General features: G+C 69.6%; 12 protein-coding genes. 5 read left to right on the plus strand and 7 right to left on the minus strand.

The genetic code is table 11. From position 1 onward, the window contains the following. Nucleotides 1-23: 23 nt before the first annotated feature. Nucleotides 24-3,005 (minus strand): UPF0182 family protein, encoded by a 2,982-nt coding sequence (locus DFR69_RS05595; RefSeq protein ID WP_110036835.1) that lies wholly within the window; start codon nucleotides 3,003-3,005, stop codon nucleotides 24-26. A gap of 159 nt (nucleotides 3,006-3,164) precedes the next feature. Here DFR69_RS05595 and DFR69_RS05600 point away from each other — a divergent pair, with 159 nt between their 5' ends. Beyond that, a complete protein-coding gene (locus tag DFR69_RS05600) occupies nucleotides 3,165-3,743 on the plus strand; it encodes a PPA1309 family protein (protein WP_110036362.1) in 579 nt (192 codons plus the stop codon). On the opposite strand, the gene DFR69_RS05605 is transcribed toward DFR69_RS05600, so the two are convergent. Beyond that, complete coding sequence (locus DFR69_RS05605; RefSeq protein WP_110036363.1) at nucleotides 3,744-4,769, minus strand: YlbL family protein; 1,026 nt, start codon at nucleotides 4,767-4,769, stop codon at nucleotides 3,744-3,746. Nucleotides 4,770-4,897: 128 nt separating this feature from the next. Between DFR69_RS05605 and DFR69_RS05610 the strand changes: the two genes are divergently transcribed. From DFR69_RS05610 to DFR69_RS05620, 3 genes are all read left to right on the plus strand, one after another. Beyond that, entirely contained in the window at nucleotides 4,898-6,307 is a 1,410-nt protein-coding gene (locus tag DFR69_RS05610) for a zinc-dependent metalloprotease (protein WP_110036364.1), read from the plus strand. 201 nt (nucleotides 6,308-6,508) lie between these two features. After that, nucleotides 6,509-7,381, plus strand: a complete 873-nt coding sequence (locus DFR69_RS05615) for a TOMM precursor leader peptide-binding protein (protein ID WP_110036365.1) — start codon at nucleotides 6,509-6,511, stop codon at nucleotides 7,379-7,381. 43 nt (nucleotides 7,382-7,424) lie between these two features. Next, a complete protein-coding gene (locus DFR69_RS05620; RefSeq protein ID WP_110036366.1) occupies nucleotides 7,425-8,777 on the plus strand; it encodes an ABC1 kinase family protein in 1,353 nt (450 codons plus the stop codon). On the opposite strand, the gene DFR69_RS05625 is transcribed toward DFR69_RS05620, so the two are convergent. Further along, a complete protein-coding gene (locus DFR69_RS05625) occupies nucleotides 8,774-10,078 on the minus strand; it encodes a uracil-xanthine permease family protein (protein ID WP_110036367.1) in 1,305 nt (434 codons plus the stop codon). The genes DFR69_RS05620 and DFR69_RS05625 overlap by 4 nt on opposite strands. After that, nucleotides 10,066-11,169, minus strand: a complete 1,104-nt coding sequence (locus tag DFR69_RS05630) for an aryl-sulfate sulfotransferase (protein ID WP_110036368.1) — start codon at nucleotides 11,167-11,169, stop codon at nucleotides 10,066-10,068. Before DFR69_RS05630 ends, DFR69_RS05625 begins: the two co-directional genes overlap by 13 nt. A 190-nt stretch (nucleotides 11,170-11,359) precedes the next feature. Here DFR69_RS05630 and DFR69_RS05635 point away from each other — a divergent pair, with 190 nt between their 5' ends. Continuing rightward, on the plus strand, nucleotides 11,360-11,968 hold the full coding sequence (locus DFR69_RS05635) for a helix-turn-helix domain-containing protein (protein ID WP_208643914.1): 609 nt from the start codon (nucleotides 11,360-11,362) through the stop codon (nucleotides 11,966-11,968). 34 nt (nucleotides 11,969-12,002) lie between these two features. Here DFR69_RS05635 and DFR69_RS05640 read toward each other — a convergent pair whose 3' ends face one another. The 3 genes from DFR69_RS05640 to DFR69_RS05645 all read right to left on the minus strand — a co-directional run bounded on the left by DFR69_RS05640 (nucleotide 12,003) and on the right by DFR69_RS05645 (nucleotide 15,026). Beyond that, nucleotides 12,003-12,257, minus strand: coding sequence for a WhiB family transcriptional regulator (locus DFR69_RS05640; protein ID WP_186817473.1), 255 nt, complete (start codon nucleotides 12,255-12,257; stop codon nucleotides 12,003-12,005). Nucleotides 12,258-12,433: 176 nt separating this feature from the next. Continuing rightward, nucleotides 12,434-12,760 carry a hypothetical protein gene (locus DFR69_RS33855; protein WP_146229203.1) on the minus strand — a complete coding sequence of 109 codons (327 nt, stop codon included), beginning with the start codon at nucleotides 12,758-12,760 and terminating at the stop codon, nucleotides 12,434-12,436. A 109-nt stretch (nucleotides 12,761-12,869) separates the two neighbouring features. Continuing rightward, nucleotides 12,870-15,026, minus strand: coding sequence for an ATP-dependent DNA helicase UvrD2 (locus DFR69_RS05645; protein WP_110036370.1), 2,157 nt, complete (start codon nucleotides 15,024-15,026; stop codon nucleotides 12,870-12,872). Nucleotides 15,027-15,115: the final 89 nt, after the last annotated feature.

Consider the following 15,115-nt stretch of genomic DNA (forward strand, 5'->3'; position numbering starts at 1 on the left):
TTTTCTTCGTTCGGTCGGTGCGGTTACCGGCCGCCCGCGTCCTGGTAGGCCTGCACCGCGGCGTCCAGTTCCTCGAGCGCCTTACCGAAATCGGTGAAGTTTCCCGTGCGCATGGCCGTGCGGACCGCCTCGATCTTGCGGCTGAGCTCGGCCGCCGCCGCTTCCTGCGCCGCCGAACCCGCCGGTGGCGTGGTCTCCGGCTGCGGGGTCGTTCCGCCGTTCGGCGGCGGCGTCGTGCCCTCGACCGGCGGCGTGGCGCCCGGCTTCGGCTTGAGCGCCGGGTCGCCGCCGAACGGAGTCGCCAGCGCGCCCGCCCCCGGCATCACCTGGTTGAGCGCCTCGGCCAGCGTCGGCGCGTAGCCGACCTTCACGCTGCCCGCCGCGTCGCGGTAGCTCACCAGCACACGCAGCAGCTGTGGGAAGGTCGACGACCCGGTGTTGCGCTCGTTGTAGAACGGCTCGACATAGAGGATGCCGCCGTCGGCCACCGGCAGGGTGAGCAGATTGCCGTACCGGATCTTGTTCGAGTTCGACAGCAGGGTCTTCTCCCGCGACACCGCGTCGGCGGTGGTCATCGAGTTCTGCGTCTGCTGCGGGCCCTGGGTCTGCGAGTCGGTCGGCAACTGCAGCACGGTGAACTTGCCGTACCCGTCGGGGTCCGAGCGCACCGAGATGTAGGCCGACAGGAACTGCCGGTTGTAGCCGACCATCGCCGAGGTCAGGTTGAAGACCGGTTTGTTGGTGGTCTTGTCACCGAGCAGCACGTAGTACGGCGGCTGGTTGAAGGTGCCGCCCTCGATCGTGGGATCGCTGGGCACCGACCAGAACGCGTTGTTGGTGAAGAACTCGCGCGGGTTGTCCACGTGGTACTTGGTGAGCATGTCGCGCTGGACCTTGAACAGATCCTCCGGGTACCGGAAGTGCGCGCGCAGCTCGGGCGAGATCTCGCTCTCGGACTTCACCGCGTCCGGGAAGACCCCGCGCCACGCCTTGAGCACCGGGTCGTTCGCGTCGGTCTCGTACAGGGTGACGGTGCCGTCGTAGGCGTCGACGGTGGCCTTCACCGAGTTGCGGATGTAGCTGACCTCCTTGCGCGGGATCACGCGCCCCGTCTTCTTGTCGATGCTGTCCTCGACCGCGCCGTCGAGCGAGGTCGGCTCGGCGTAGGGGTACTTGTCCAGCGTCGTGTAGGCGTCGACGATCCAGACGATGCGCTGGTCGACGACCGCCGGGTAGGCGTTGCCGTCGGTGGTCAGCCAGGGCGCGACCTTCTGCACCCGCTCGCGCGGATTGCGGTTGTACAGGATCTTGGAGTTGTCGCTGATCGCCGAGGAGAACAGGATGTTGCGCTCGGCGTACTTGGCCGCGAAGGCCAGGCGGTTGAACCAGTTGCCGATCGGCACGCCGCCGGAACCCTCGTAGGTGTAGGAGGCGGTGTCGGAGTCGTACTCGCGCGGCGCCTGACCCTCGGTCGCGCCGACGATGGCGTAGTCGGGATCGGACTGGGAGATCAGCTCGCCGTAGTAGATGCGCGGCTGATCCACCTTGATCTGCTGGTCCTCCTGCTTGGTGAACAGGTCGCTCACCATGAACAGCGGGTAGCCGGAGTCGCTGCCGCCCGCGGCGCTCTGCGCGTCGGACTGCGGCTTGTTCACCCGGTTGGCGGGCGCGGCGACGAAGCCGTTGCCGTGGGTGTAGACGGTGTGCTGGTTGATCCAGTCCTTCTGGTTGCCCGAGAGCGCCTCGGGATGCAGCTCACGCGCGGCGACGATGTAGTCCTGGGTGGAGCCGTTGAGGGTGTAGCGGTCGATGTCGAGCGATTCGGGGAACCCGTAGAAGTTCTTCAGCTGACGCAGCTGGGTGAACGTGGGCGAGAGGATGTTCGGATCCAGCAGCCGCGCGTTGCCGATCGTCGCGGCGTCGGCCGGGACCTCGAGCGGGCTCTTCTGGCTCTCGCCCCGGTAGTCCTGGTACTCGACCTTGTCGTCGGTGATGCCGTACGCCTGGCGCGTGGCCATGATGTTGCGCTCGATGTACGGGCTCTCCTTGTCGGCCGCGTTCGGGCGCACCGAGAACTGCTCGACCACCATCGGCCAGACCGCGCCGACCAGGATCGAGGACAGCACCAGCAGCGCCGCCGCCATCGCGGGCACCCGCAGATCGCGCAGCACGATGCCGGCGAAGAACGCGATCGCGCAGATCACCGCGATCGAGAGCAGGATCAGCTTGGCCGGGAGCACCGCGTTGATGTCGGTGAACGACGGACCGCCGAAGGTCGGCGCCTTGCGGGTGCTCGAGAGCAGGTCGTAGCGATCGAACCAGTACGCGATCGCTTTGAGCAGCACGAAGATTCCGGCGATCACGGCGAGCTGGATGCGGGCCGCCCTGGTCAGCGCGCCTTCGCGCCCGGCCAGCCGCAGGCCACCGAACACGTAGTGGGTCACCAGGTTCGCGAAGAACGCGATCACCACGGCGACGAACAGCCAGTTCAGCACCATCCGGTAGAACGGCAGATCGAAGGCGTAGAAGCCCACGTCGAGGTGGAACTGCGGGTCCTGCTCGCCGAAGTCACCGCCGTGCAGGAACAGCTGCACGGTGGCCCAATTCGACTGCGCCACCAGACCCGACAGCAGGCCGAGCAGCACCGGGATGCCGATGCCGAACAGCCGCAGCCGGCTCATCACGGTGGTGCGGTAGCGCGCGATCGGGTCGTTGGGCCCGGCGACCGGCACGAACACCGGACGCGAGCGGTACGCGAGCAGCAACGCGCCCCACACCACGAGCCCGACGAACAGCGCCACCACGGCGAACAGGACCAGTCGCGTGATCACCACGCCGAGATACACACTGCGGTAACCGACCTCGCCGAACCACAACCAGTTGGTATAGGCGTCGGTGAGGCGGGGCCCGAGCAGCAACAGCGCCGCGAGGACGACTGCTGTCACCAGCAGCACTCGGCTGCGTCGGGACAACGACGGTAATCCGGTGGGGGGCCGCATGCCCACGGTGCCACTCTCCAAGGGTCCGGCGGTTTCGGCGCCGGTTGATCGGCGCAGACACCGCAGTCCGATGTTGCGGGTGGTCCGTTGCCGGACCGTTGGCGCCCACTCTACGGAAATCGGACACCGTGCAAGCGCCTGGGCCGAAAATGATTGGATGGGCGGGTGACCGATGACCAGCACGCCGAAGTCGTCCTCGCCCGCTGTGTGCGCGAGGTCGTCGAGTTCGCCGACGCCGAGGGCTGGGGAAACCCGCCCCAGATGTTCGCCCTGGTGCCGACCGCCGACCTGGTCGCGGCCGAACCCGCGCTGGAAGACCAGCTGGACGACGGCAGCGAGCTGACCCCCATCGCGCAGGAGGCCTTCCCCGACGACATCACCGGCGGCTCGATGGCGCTCGACGAGTTCCTCGCCACCACCACCTGGCCGCCGGCCGTCGAGGGCTGCGTGCTGGTCCAGGAGATCGTAGTGCTCCCGCCGGACGCGGAGAGCGACCTCGACGAGGCACTGGTCCCGCTGCTCGCCGACGACGATGCCGCCGACGCGGCCGGGCGTGCCGCGGCGCACGCCCATCCGGGCCGCCGCGACGCGCGACTCATCGCGGGCGTGTTGCGCCAGGGCGCGTCACTGTGCCTGCTGCAGATCCGCCCCGAGGACGACGACGGCTTCGGCGACCTGGATCTGCGCACCTACCCGAATCTGGCGCCGGGCCTGGTCGAGGCCCTGCACCACACCCTGGAGTGATCAGCCGCAGCTGACCGGCTCGCGGCCGGCGTCGATGTCGGCCAGGCCGGTGATCGCGCTGTCGAGGGTGTCGACCTTCACCAGGCGCAGGCCCTCCGGCGCGCGCTGGCGGGCCTCGTTGCAGTTGTCCGCGGGCACGAGGAACGTCTCGGCCCCGGCCTGACGCGCGGCGATCATCTTGTACTGGATGCCGCCGATCGGGCCGACCTTGCCCTCCTGATCGATGGTGCCGGTGCCCGCGACGAAGCGGCCGCCGTTGAGTTCGCCCGGCGAGAGCTTGTCGATCAGCGCCAGGCTGAACATCAGCCCGGCCGACGGACCGCCGATGTCGGCGAGGTTGAACTCCACCCGCAGCGGCGGGCGACCGCCCTCCCCCGGAGTGATGCCGAGGTAGGCCTTGGCCGAGTCGTCCGGGCGGGTGCCGAGGGTGATCGGGGTGGTCTGCTCGGCGTCACCACGCCGGTAGACGACGGTGACGGTGTCGCCGGGCGCCTTGGTGGCGACGATGTCGACCACGTCCTTGGGCGCGGTGATCGGAATGCCGTCGACACTGATCAGCTCGTCACCGACCTGCAGGACCTCCTTGGCCGGACCGTCCTCGCCGAGCGAGCGCACCAGCACCACGGTCGGCAGCTTCAGGTGATGCAGCGCGGCGACCTCGGCGTCGCTCTCGGAATCCTTGAAGTCCTGCTGGTTGGACTTGTCGATCTCCTCGCGCGACACACCGGGCGGGTAGACCTCGGCGCGCGGGACCAGACCGTGGTCACCGCTGGCCCAGAAGCCGAACGCCTCGAACAGGTTGAGCCCGTCGCGCACCGAGACCGTGGTCATGTTGAGCTGTCCGGTCGTGGGATCCAGCGGGGCGCCCGTGACGTCGACCACCTGCTTTCCCTCCACCTCCCCGAGGGTGTCGAAGGTCGGCCCGGGGCCGAGCGCGACGAACGGCACGGTGACCACGCTGCCGACGACACCGAGCACGAGCACGGGTACCAGGGCCACGATCAGGGTGAGGATCCGACGATTCACTCCGCCCACAGTAGTGATCACCTATCGTCACCGACGGGAGTGGCACGCAATTGCCCACCGGCCGGATCGCGTCGATTTCGCGAAGCGCGAACACCGAGGCCCCGGGGGTCCCGCGTAACGTTAGAGGCATGAGCGATCTCCCCTTCGGTTTCTCGAACCGCGACGACGACGAGTCGGGCAAGCGTCGCGACGAGTCGAACGGTCCCGGCGGAAACGATCCGTTCGGGTTCGGGGCGGCGGGCGCGGGCGGCTTCGATCCGTCGCAGCTGGGTCAGATGCTGACCCAGCTCGGTCAGATGCTCAGCGGCATGGGCCAGGGCATGGGGCCCGGCGGCGCGCAGGGCGGCCCGGTGAACTACGACGTCGCCAAGCGCCTGGCGCGTCAGCAGCTCGGCGCCACCGTCGCGCCCGTGACGGACAAGACCGCGTCCGCGGTGGCGGACGCGGCTCACCTCGCCGAACTCTGGCTCGACGGCGCCACCGTCCTGCCCGCGGGCGCCACCAAGACCGTGGCCTGGACCGCCAACGACTGGATCGAGGAGACGCTGCCCACCTGGAAGCGCCTGTGCGATCCGGTGGCCGAGCAGATCTCGGGCATGTGGACCGCGCAGCTGCCGGAGGAGGCCAAGCAGTTCGCCGGGCCGATGGTCGGCATGCTCGGTCAGATGGGCGGTCTGGCGTTCGGCTCCCAGCTCGGCCAGGCCCTCGGCCAGCTGGCCAAGGAGGTGCTGACCTCCACCGATATCGGGCTGCCGCTCGGCCCGGCCGGTACCGCGGCACTGCTGCCCACCGCGATCTCGGCGTTCAGCGCGGGGCTGGAGCAGCCCGAGAGCGAGATCATGGTCTTCCTCGCGGCCAGGGAGGCCGCCCACCAGCGACTGTTCGCGCACGTGCCGTGGCTGCGTCAGCAGGTGCTCGGCGCGGTCGAGGACTACGCGCGTGGCATCAAGATGGACTTCTCCGCGCTGGAGGAGGCCGCGCAGAACATCGACCCGATGTCGCTGAGCGACCCGTCCAAGCTGGAGGAACTGCTCGCGCAGGGCACCTTCGAACCGCAGACCACGCCCGAGCAGAAGCAGGCGCTCGAACGCCTCGAGACGCTGCTCGCGCTGATCGAGGGCTGGGTCGACGTGGTGGTGTCCGACGCGGTCGGCGAGCGGCTGCCCGGGGCGAGCGCGCTTTCGGAGACCCTGCGCCGTCGCCGCGCGACCGGTGGTCCGGCCGAGCAGACCTTCGCCACCCTGGTCGGCCTGGAACTGCGCCCGCGCAAGGTCCGCGAGGCCTCGGCCCTGTGGCGCAGGCTCACCACCGACGTGGGCATGGATCGGCGCGACGGCGTGTGGGCGCACCCCGATCTGCTGCCCGATTCCAGTGACCTCGACTCCCCCGCCGGCTTCATCGACTCCGTGATCGGCGGTGGCACCGGCGCTTTCGACGATCCGCTGGCGCAGCTCGCCGAGACCGAGGCGCGCGAGCGGGACGCGGCCGAGCGGGGCGAGTCCGGACCGGATTCCGACACCGACACCGACAAGTCCTGATCACCGGCCCGCCGCGGAAAACTTCGCGGCGGAGCGACACGACACGGTTCCGGCGGTCGCGAAGCGGGCCGACACTCCGCGCCGACCGGCCGAGTCCGAGTTGTCCACAGGTTCACCCAACGAGTCCGACACGCCGAAACCCTGTGGACAACCCCACTTTTCGCGGGCTGTCGACCCCGTCGAGCCGGTGATACTCGGGGCATGACCACCACGACGCCGCTGCGCGGACCGATGCTGAACCCCCGGGTGACCACGCTCGTCCGTCCGTCGGGCACGGTGCAACTGGGCTGGGATCCCGAACGCGCCCTGCTGCTCGAGACCACCGAACTCGACACCGGCACGGTGCTCGCGTTCCTCCGATTGCTCGACGGTCTGCAGTCCCGCCCGCAGATCATCTGGCGCGCCGGGGAATTCGGGATTCCCCCGGATCTGACCCTCGCCCTGCTCACCGCGATCGACGAGGCCGGGCTGCTCCTGCAACCCGAACGAAAACAGGGCAGGGTCCGTGCCGTCACCGTGCACGGCCTCGGCCCGCTCTCCGACGCGGTGGCGATCGGCCTGCGGCGCATGGGATTGCGTCCCGCCCGCTCGCGCGAGTACCGGCCCGAGACGCCGATCGGGGCCGGCGCGGATCTGGTGGTGCTCACCGACGCGCTGATGGTCGACCCGCGCTTGTCGGTGGATCTGGTGCTGCGCCGGATCCCGCACCTGCAGGTCCGGGTCCGCGACGGAGTCGGGATCGTCGGTCCGCTGGTGCTGCCCGGCGAGACGAGCTGCCTGCGCTGTGCCGATCTGACCCGCACCGGCTTCGACGCCGACTGGCCGCATCTGGCCGCGCAACTGCTCGGCCGGACGGGCCACGCGTCACCGGCCGGGATCGCGGCGACCACCGCGTTGGCCATGGGCGAACTGGAGGCGATCGTCGCGTGTTCGCCGCGCAGGCGCCCCGGGACGCTCGACGCGACCGTGGAACTGGATCTGGACACCCACGAGGTGCAGCGCAGGCCCTGGCCGCCACACCCGGACTGTGGCTGTCGCACCCTCGCCGCGGCCGGATCGGGGACGGGCCGATGAGCGGTGTGAGCATTCCCATGGCACACGACGGCCAGGTTCGGCCATGATGGGTAGCGTGTCGGAGATCGTGCGCCGCGGTTCCAGCCGCAATGCCAAGTTGGCCAGAATTCCCCTCGGCATCGCCGGACGAGCCGCCGTCGGGTTCGGCAAGAAGCTGGTCGGCGGTGACAAGCAGCAGATCAACGCCACCCTGAATCAGAAGGCCGCCGAGCAGCTGTTCACCGTCCTCGGTGAGCTCAAGGGCGGCGCGATGAAGTTCGGGCAGGCCCTCAGTGTGATGGAGGCCGCGGTCCCCGAGGAATTCGGCGAGCACTACCGTGAGGCCCTCACCAAGCTGCAGGCCGCCGCGCCGCCGATGCCCGCCGAGACCGTGCACCGCGTGCTCGACCAGCAGCTCGGCACCAAGTGGCGGGAACGGTTCCAGTCCTTCGACGACACCCCCGCCGCCTCCGCCAGCATCGGGCAGGTGCACCGGGCGGAGTGGTCGGACGGTCGCCCGGTCGCGGTGAAGGTGCAGTACCCCGGCGCCGACGAGGCGCTGCGCGCCGATCTGAAGACACTGTCCCGGATGACCGGGCTGATCTCCTCGGTGATCCCCGGCGCCGACGTGAAGCCACTGCTGGCCGAGATGACCGAGCGCACCGAGGAGGAACTGGACTACCGCAACGAGGCCGCCTACCAGCGCCGCTTCGCCGCCGCCTTCGACGGGCACCCACAGATCGTGATCCCGCGCGTGGTGGCGGGCGCGCCGAAGGTGATCGTCACCGAATGGCTCGAGGGCACCCCGGTCTCGGCGCTCATCGCCGCGGGCAACGAGGACCCCGAAGGCACCCGGGCCCAACGCAACCGGATCGCCGAGCTGATGGGCACCTTCCACTTCTCGTCGCCGGAGAAGGCCAACCTGCTGCACAGCGATCCGCATCCCGGCAACTTCCTGGTGATGGCCGACGGCAAGCTCGCCGTCCTCGATTTCGGCGCCTGCGCGCCGATGCCCGACGGCTTCCCCGAGGTGCTCGGCCGGATGCTGGCGCTGGCCGTGGCCGAGGACCACGCCGCGCTCACCGAGTTGCTCTACGAACACGGCTGGGTGATCCCGGGACGCACGGTCACCCACGAGGAGATCGCGGCGTACCTGCGCCCGTTCAGCGACCCGATCCGCACCGACACCTTCCACTTCACCCGCGCCTGGATGCAGCGTGTCGCCGGCACCGCCTCGGAGTTCAACAGCCCCGAGATGAAAACGGCTCGCGCACTGCAGCTTCCGCCCGAGTACCTGATGATCTTCCGGGTTCTCGGCGGTTCGGTCGGCATCCTGGCCCAGCTCGACGCGGAACTCGGCTTCATGAACCTGGTCCGCACCTGGGTCCCCGGCTTCCGCGCCGAGCAGGCCTCCTAGCCCGGCGACTCGCGCCTGCGCACGGTGCACAGCACGTGGACGGCGACACCGGCCACGGCGGCCATCGTGACCCCGCTGCCGAGCAGCAGGCGCAGATCGTCAGGGAAGCCGCGATACAGGCCGGGCACCAGGATCGGGAGCAGGCCGGCGGTGAGCGCCGCCGTGGCGGTGAGCAGGTTGGCGTCGTCGTCGAGGTCGACCTGGCGGAACAGGCCGACCGCCGACGCGATGACGGTCGCGAACACGATGGCCGCCGTCGCACCGACCACGGCGCCGGGCAGCGAGTTCACGATGCGTCCGACCGGTGCCACGAACGCGGCCAGGATCAGCAGCAGGCCGGTCAGCGCGGTGACGTAGCGGCTCCGGATGCCGGTGAGCCGGATCAGGCCGATGTTCTCCCCGCTCGTCACCATGGTGGGGCCACCAAATAGACCAGACAGCAGGGAGGTCACCGCGTCGCCGCGGATGGTGCGCCCGACGGTGGGCGCGGTGTCGATCTGCTTGTCGACGACCTTGGCGTTGAGCACCGTCTGACCGGTGGCCTCGGCCATGGACCCGATGCTGAAGACCAGCAGCGGCACCGCCGCCAGCAGATCGAAGTGGGGTGTTCCGAACAGGAAGGGATCGGGCAACTGCACCAGTGCGTCCCCGGGCTGCAAGGTGAACCGGCCGAGCGCGGCGGCCAGCGCGGTCCCGGCACCCATCCCGATGAGCACCGACACGCGCCGCCAGCCCGCGGGCAGGAAGCGGTGAGCCAGGATGGTGACCACGATCGTCGCGCCGGCGATGGTGACCGACCGCAGCGGTGTCGGGTCGTCGGCCGAGGTGATCAGATTCGCGCCGACCTTCACCAGATTGACCCCGATCACCAGGATCATCGCGGCGATCACCACCATCGGGATGAACCGGACCAGCCTGCGCGCGACCGGCACCAGCGCGATGCCCGCCACCGCCGTGATGAGCACCGCGCCGGTGGCGGTCGCGGGGTCGTAGGTCTGCGCGATCTGGATGAACAGCACCACCGCCGCGCCGCCGGGCAGCATCACGAACGGCAGACCCGCGCCGAGGCCGTAGCGACCGGAGGACTGCAGCACGGTGCCGATGCCGCTGAACAGCAGGGCACCGCAGAGCAGGGCACGGGCGGCGTCGTCGTCGAGGTGCAGGCTGCGGCTGATCAGCAGGACCGAGGTGAGCGGCATCGCGATCATCACGACCAGGTGTTGCAGCGCTCCGGCGAAAGCCCGTCCAGCGGGCGGGATCTCGTCGACCGGCGCGACCACGGCCGCACTCACCGCAGCCACGGGAGCTCCTGTTCCTGGTAGCGGTAGGCGCGGAAGATGGCGTTGGAGATGCCGGGGAACACCTGGGCGGTGTCGGGATCCGGATATTCGGTGAAGGAGGGGACCACGTATTCCCAGCAGATCCGCCGCTGCGGCGTCACCTCGAAGATCCGCCCGAAGGCGGCCTCGGTGATCAGGGTGTTGCCGTTGGGCAGGCGTTGCGCGCCACCCATGAAGGGCGTGAAGAACGCCTCGCGCGGCGAGTCCTGATAGCTCCAGCCGACCGCCTTGGTGGCGGGGTCGATTTCGACGACCCGGCTGTAGGTGACCGATTCCCCCGTGCGGAAGGTGCCGTTGTCGAACACGAGAATCTTGCCGTCCGCGAGCGGGGTGGCGTGATGCTGCTGGGCGAGCGTGTTCCGGTCGGCGAGGGTGGTCACCTCGCCGGTGCGCCGGTCGATCAGGATGACCGCCGACACGCTGCGCAGGCTGGCGGTCACCGTGTGCTCGCCGAGCGGATGCACGCTGTTGATCAGCGGCCAGTGCTCGCGCCAATAGTGTGGTTGCAGCGCGAATTCCGCGGGATCGAGATGGTCGACGGCACGCCACTCCCACCGCAACGCGCCGTCGGGTCCGACCTCGCGGATCACGTCCGACCACACGACGCCGTCGGCTTCGGTGCCGGGCACTCCGCCCTGGATGCGCGCGGCGTCGGCGCCGGTGAGGGCCTGGACGGCGGCGTAGAGCACGCTGCCGTCGTCGTAGTGGTGCGCGTCGTGGTGCTGCAGGTCGTCGCGGAACTCGCTGAGTTGCGCGCCGGCGTGGTCGTAGCGCGCCATCGAGCCGCCGGAGTACTTGCGCCACATGGCGAACAGGGGTTCGCGCGCCAGTGTCGTGCCGTTGTAGGCGAGGCTGCCGTCCGCGAGGATGCGCGCGTGGCGGCCGGGCCGGTACGGCAACTGCCACTGGTGCGCGATCGTACCGTCGAGCGCGACGAGGTCGACCCGGCCGTTCCCGGCCAGCGGCGCGTAGAGGGTGTAGCCCGGCGAGGCCAGGTCCGGGTCGCTGCCGATGAGCCCGACGCCCCGGCGCTTGAGGGTGTTCTGTTCCATGCCGCCTCTCCTGAATATTCGACGCCACTGAATATTCAGTACGCAGAGGTGATCCGGAACCGTTCCGATCAGGATGCGCGAAACCCCCGGAGACCCTGGTGAGACCGCGATCCGGGGCGACGACGCGGCGGCCGTGCCGCGGGCGGATTCAGTACAGTCGCAGCACGACCGAACACACGAAAGGCCGCAGGTGGACAACGCCGGCAATCGACAACTCGGCTCCGTCATCCGCGCGCACCGGCGCGCCGCTGGACAGACGCTGGCCGTTCTCGCGGCCGAGACCGGCCTGTCCGCGTCGTTCCTGAGTCAGCTGGAGAACGGGCGGACCAATTCCAGCCTGCGTTCCCTGCAGCAGATCGCCGATGCCCTGTCCACCACCGCGACCGCCCTGCTCGCCGCCGCCGACGACGCCGCACCCGCGCCGATCGTCCGCGCGGACGAGAACGCCGCGCTGCCACAGGACGAACCGGGCGACGGCACCGTGCGCGTCCTCGCCCACGGCGACCGCGACCTGCGCGCCCTGGAGTTCACCGGCGGAACCAGCCGCGGCGACCGGGATTTCGCCCACGCGGGTGACGAGATCATCCATGTGGTGCGCGGACGCGTGTCGCTCGTCGCCGACGGCACCGAATACGAACTGGGACAGGGTGATACGTATTACTGCCGGGCCGGTGAACGCCACCGGTGGTGGGCGCACTCCCCGGACACCACCACCCTGGTCGTCGCCGTCGCCGACGGACGCACCGTGAAACACACTCACCGGACAAAGCAAAACGAACCGCTCACCGACGCACGGTGAGCGGTTCGCTTGCGGTACATACCTTTTCCGGCGCTCATGCCGGGATCGCGACCTTGCGCGGGCGACCACGCGGGCGCTTGCGGGCGATCACGACACCCTGGTCGAAGATCTCACCGCCCCAGACGCCCCACGGCTCGGCGCGGTCGATGGCGGCGGTCAGGCAGCCCTTGCGGATCGGGCAGGCGGCGCACAGCTGCTTGGCCTGCTCGAGGTCGTTCGGGCTCTCGGCGAACCACAGATCAGGGTTCCCGGCCCGGCACGGGATGGACGCCACGGTTCGGCATGTCACGTCAGTAGTGGCCGACGGCCAGTCCTGGGCGGTGAACACGTCGTTCTCCTTCAGCTCGTTTGCAGCGGTTTTACGTTCGGTGTGCGAACCCGGTGCCAACGGCTGAAGAGCCGAATGAAAATGGCCACGGATTTCGCTTCTCGCGATCCGTGGCCAGGAGGTCTGGGAGGAGTTCCCTACCTAGTTCGACATTTCTGTCGAGACCTGATCACGGTCGCTGGGTGGACACGGAGGCGGATTGCGCCGTCGAATGCGGGTGCGAACCCGAATTCATCGGCCGGAGCTGCCGGTGCCGCGGCGGCGGTCGGCTGCCAACCCACGCTGGGCTTGTCCTGGAGACGAATCGGGGTGTGCTGATGGACGACAGTCATCGGCACAGCGGTGGTATCGACGCCGGACAGACCGGTCCCCTGCAGAGCGAGGACCCCCCGGGAGGCCGACACCACGGACACGTTCACCAGAACGCGATTGTCGATCGCGTTGTAAGCGGTGATGCTGTTCATCTGACTGCCTCCCTCCTGAACTCGTGTGCTGATAGTTACCCGCGCCGAGATCACTCTCGGTGCGTGTTCTCCACCATAGGCAATGATCGAGAACCGAACAACCTATTTTCTACCTGCGGTTTTGTGTCGTAGCCCGCATCCGGGACGCGACGATGGCGAGCACGTCGGCGCCGTACTGTTCGATCTTCTTCTGGCCGATCCCCGCGATGGCGCCCAGCGCGGCGTCGTCGGCGGGCAGTTGTTCGGCGATAGCGGTGAGCGTGGTGTCGGTGAACACCACGAAGTCGCGTACGCGCAGGACCTCGGCCTTCTCGGCCCGCCACTCCTGGAGTGCCTCGAGTAGCTGGGGGTCCACCTCGCCGGGGCAGCGGCGGCACCGCCCGAGCATCGTGGCGTAGGTACCGATCAGCGGTTTGGCGCAGACCCGGCACAGCGGCCGCTTGCCGTCGGCGTCCTTCGGACCGGTCGCGGCGGCGGCGATTCGCGAGGCAGGCGAGTCGTCGGGGACCAGGCCGTTGAGGAACCGGGAGCGCCTGCGCGAGCGCCGTCCGCCCTCGGCGCGGGCCAGCGCCCACGACACGGCGAGGTGTTCGCGCGCGCGGGTCACCCCGACGTAGAGCAGCCTGCGCTCCTCCTCCAGCCCCGCCTGGTCGGACGGGCTGCCGTCGTCGCCGAGGACGTGCTGGATGGGCAGGGTGCCGTCGCTGACGCCGACGAGGAAGACCGCGTCCCACTCGAGGCCCTTGGCCGCGTGCAGCGAGGCCAGGGTGACGCCGTCGACGGTCGGCGGATGCTTGGCCTCGGCGCGGGTGGCGAGTTCACGAAGCAGGCCGGTGAGGTCGATCTCGTCGTCGTGGCCCACCAGTTCCTCGGTGAGCTGCACCAGCGCGAGCAGCGAGGACCAGCGTTCCTTGGCCTGCGCGCCCGCGGGTTCCTCGGCGGTGAGCCCGACCGGGGCCAGCGCGGCGCGGACCAGGGTGATCAGTTCGGCGCCGCTGCGCGCCTCGTCGGGCAGGTCGTCGCGGGCCTCGACCTGACGCAGCGCCTGGACCGCCTGGCGCACCTCCTGCCGTTGGAAGAAGCCCTCGCCGCCGCGCACCTGGAACGGGATGTCGCGCGCGCCGAGTGCCTGTTCGAACGGCTCGGACTGGGCGTTGATGCGGTACAGGACCGCGATCTCGGCGGCGGGGGTGCCCGCGGCGATCAGCTTCTTGATCTTGTTCGCCACGTCGGCGGCCTCGGCGGGCACGTCGGGATACTCGGCGAACTCCGGTTCGGGACCGTCGGGCCGCTGGCCGATCAGCGCGAGCCTGGTCCCCGCGATGCGACCGCGCGCGGCGCCGATCACCCGGTTGGCCAGCGACACCACCTGCGGAGTCGAGCGGTAGTCGCGTTCGAGCCGGACGACGGTGGCGTCGGGGAAGCGGCGGGAGAAGTCGAGCAGGTAGTTCGGGGTGGCGCCGGTGAAGGAGTAGATGGTCTGGTTGGCGTCACCGACGACGGTGAGGTCGTCGCGCTCGCCCAGCCAGGCGTCGAGCACCCGCTGCTGCAACGGGGTGACGTCCTGGTACTCGTCGACGACGAAGCTGCGGTAGCGGCCGCGGAACTCGTCGGCCACGGCCGGATAGTCCTCGAGCGCGGCGGCGGTGTGCAGCAGCAGGTCGTCGAAGTCGAGCAGCAGGCCCTCGGCGGAGGTCTTCATGGATTCGTAGGCCGAGTACACCTGAGCAACCCGGCTGACCTCGACGGGCGCGTCCCGATGATGCCTGGCGGCCGTGGCCGGATAGTCCTCCGGCGCGATCAGCGACGCCTTGGCCCACTCGATCTCGCTGAGCAGGTCGCGGATGAGCTCGGTGGAGGTGCCCAGCCCGGCGCGGTGCGCGGCCTGGGAGACCACCGGGAACTTGCTGTCGAGCAGCCGCCACGGCACGTCACCGACCACCTGCGGCCAGAAGTAGCGCAGCTGCCGCAGCGCGGCGGCGTGGAAGGTGCGGGCCTGGACCTGTCCGGCCTCGCCGCCGAGCCCCATCGACCGCAGCCGGCCGCGCATCTCCCCCGCCGCCCGCGCGGTGAAGGTGACGGCGAGGACCTGGTCGGCCTTGACGTGTCCGCCCGCGATCAGGTGCGCGATCCGGTGCGTGATGGTCCTGGTCTTACCGGTCCCCGCTCCGGCGAGCACACAGACCGGTCCTCGTGGCGCCCGCACCGCGGCGGCCTGTTCCGGGTCGAGGGCGGTGAGATCGAGTGCTGGCACGGGCACCATCATGACAGCGCCCGCCGACAACCGGGCCCGACGCCCGCCCCGGAACAGGAAACGCGTCCCCGACGTTGCACATCGCGTGACTGAAGCAACCA

It is taken from the genome of Nocardia neocaledoniensis, from assembly GCF_003182135.1.
In the GTDB taxonomy this organism is placed as follows: domain Bacteria; phylum Actinomycetota; class Actinomycetes; order Mycobacteriales; family Mycobacteriaceae; genus Nocardia; species Nocardia neocaledoniensis.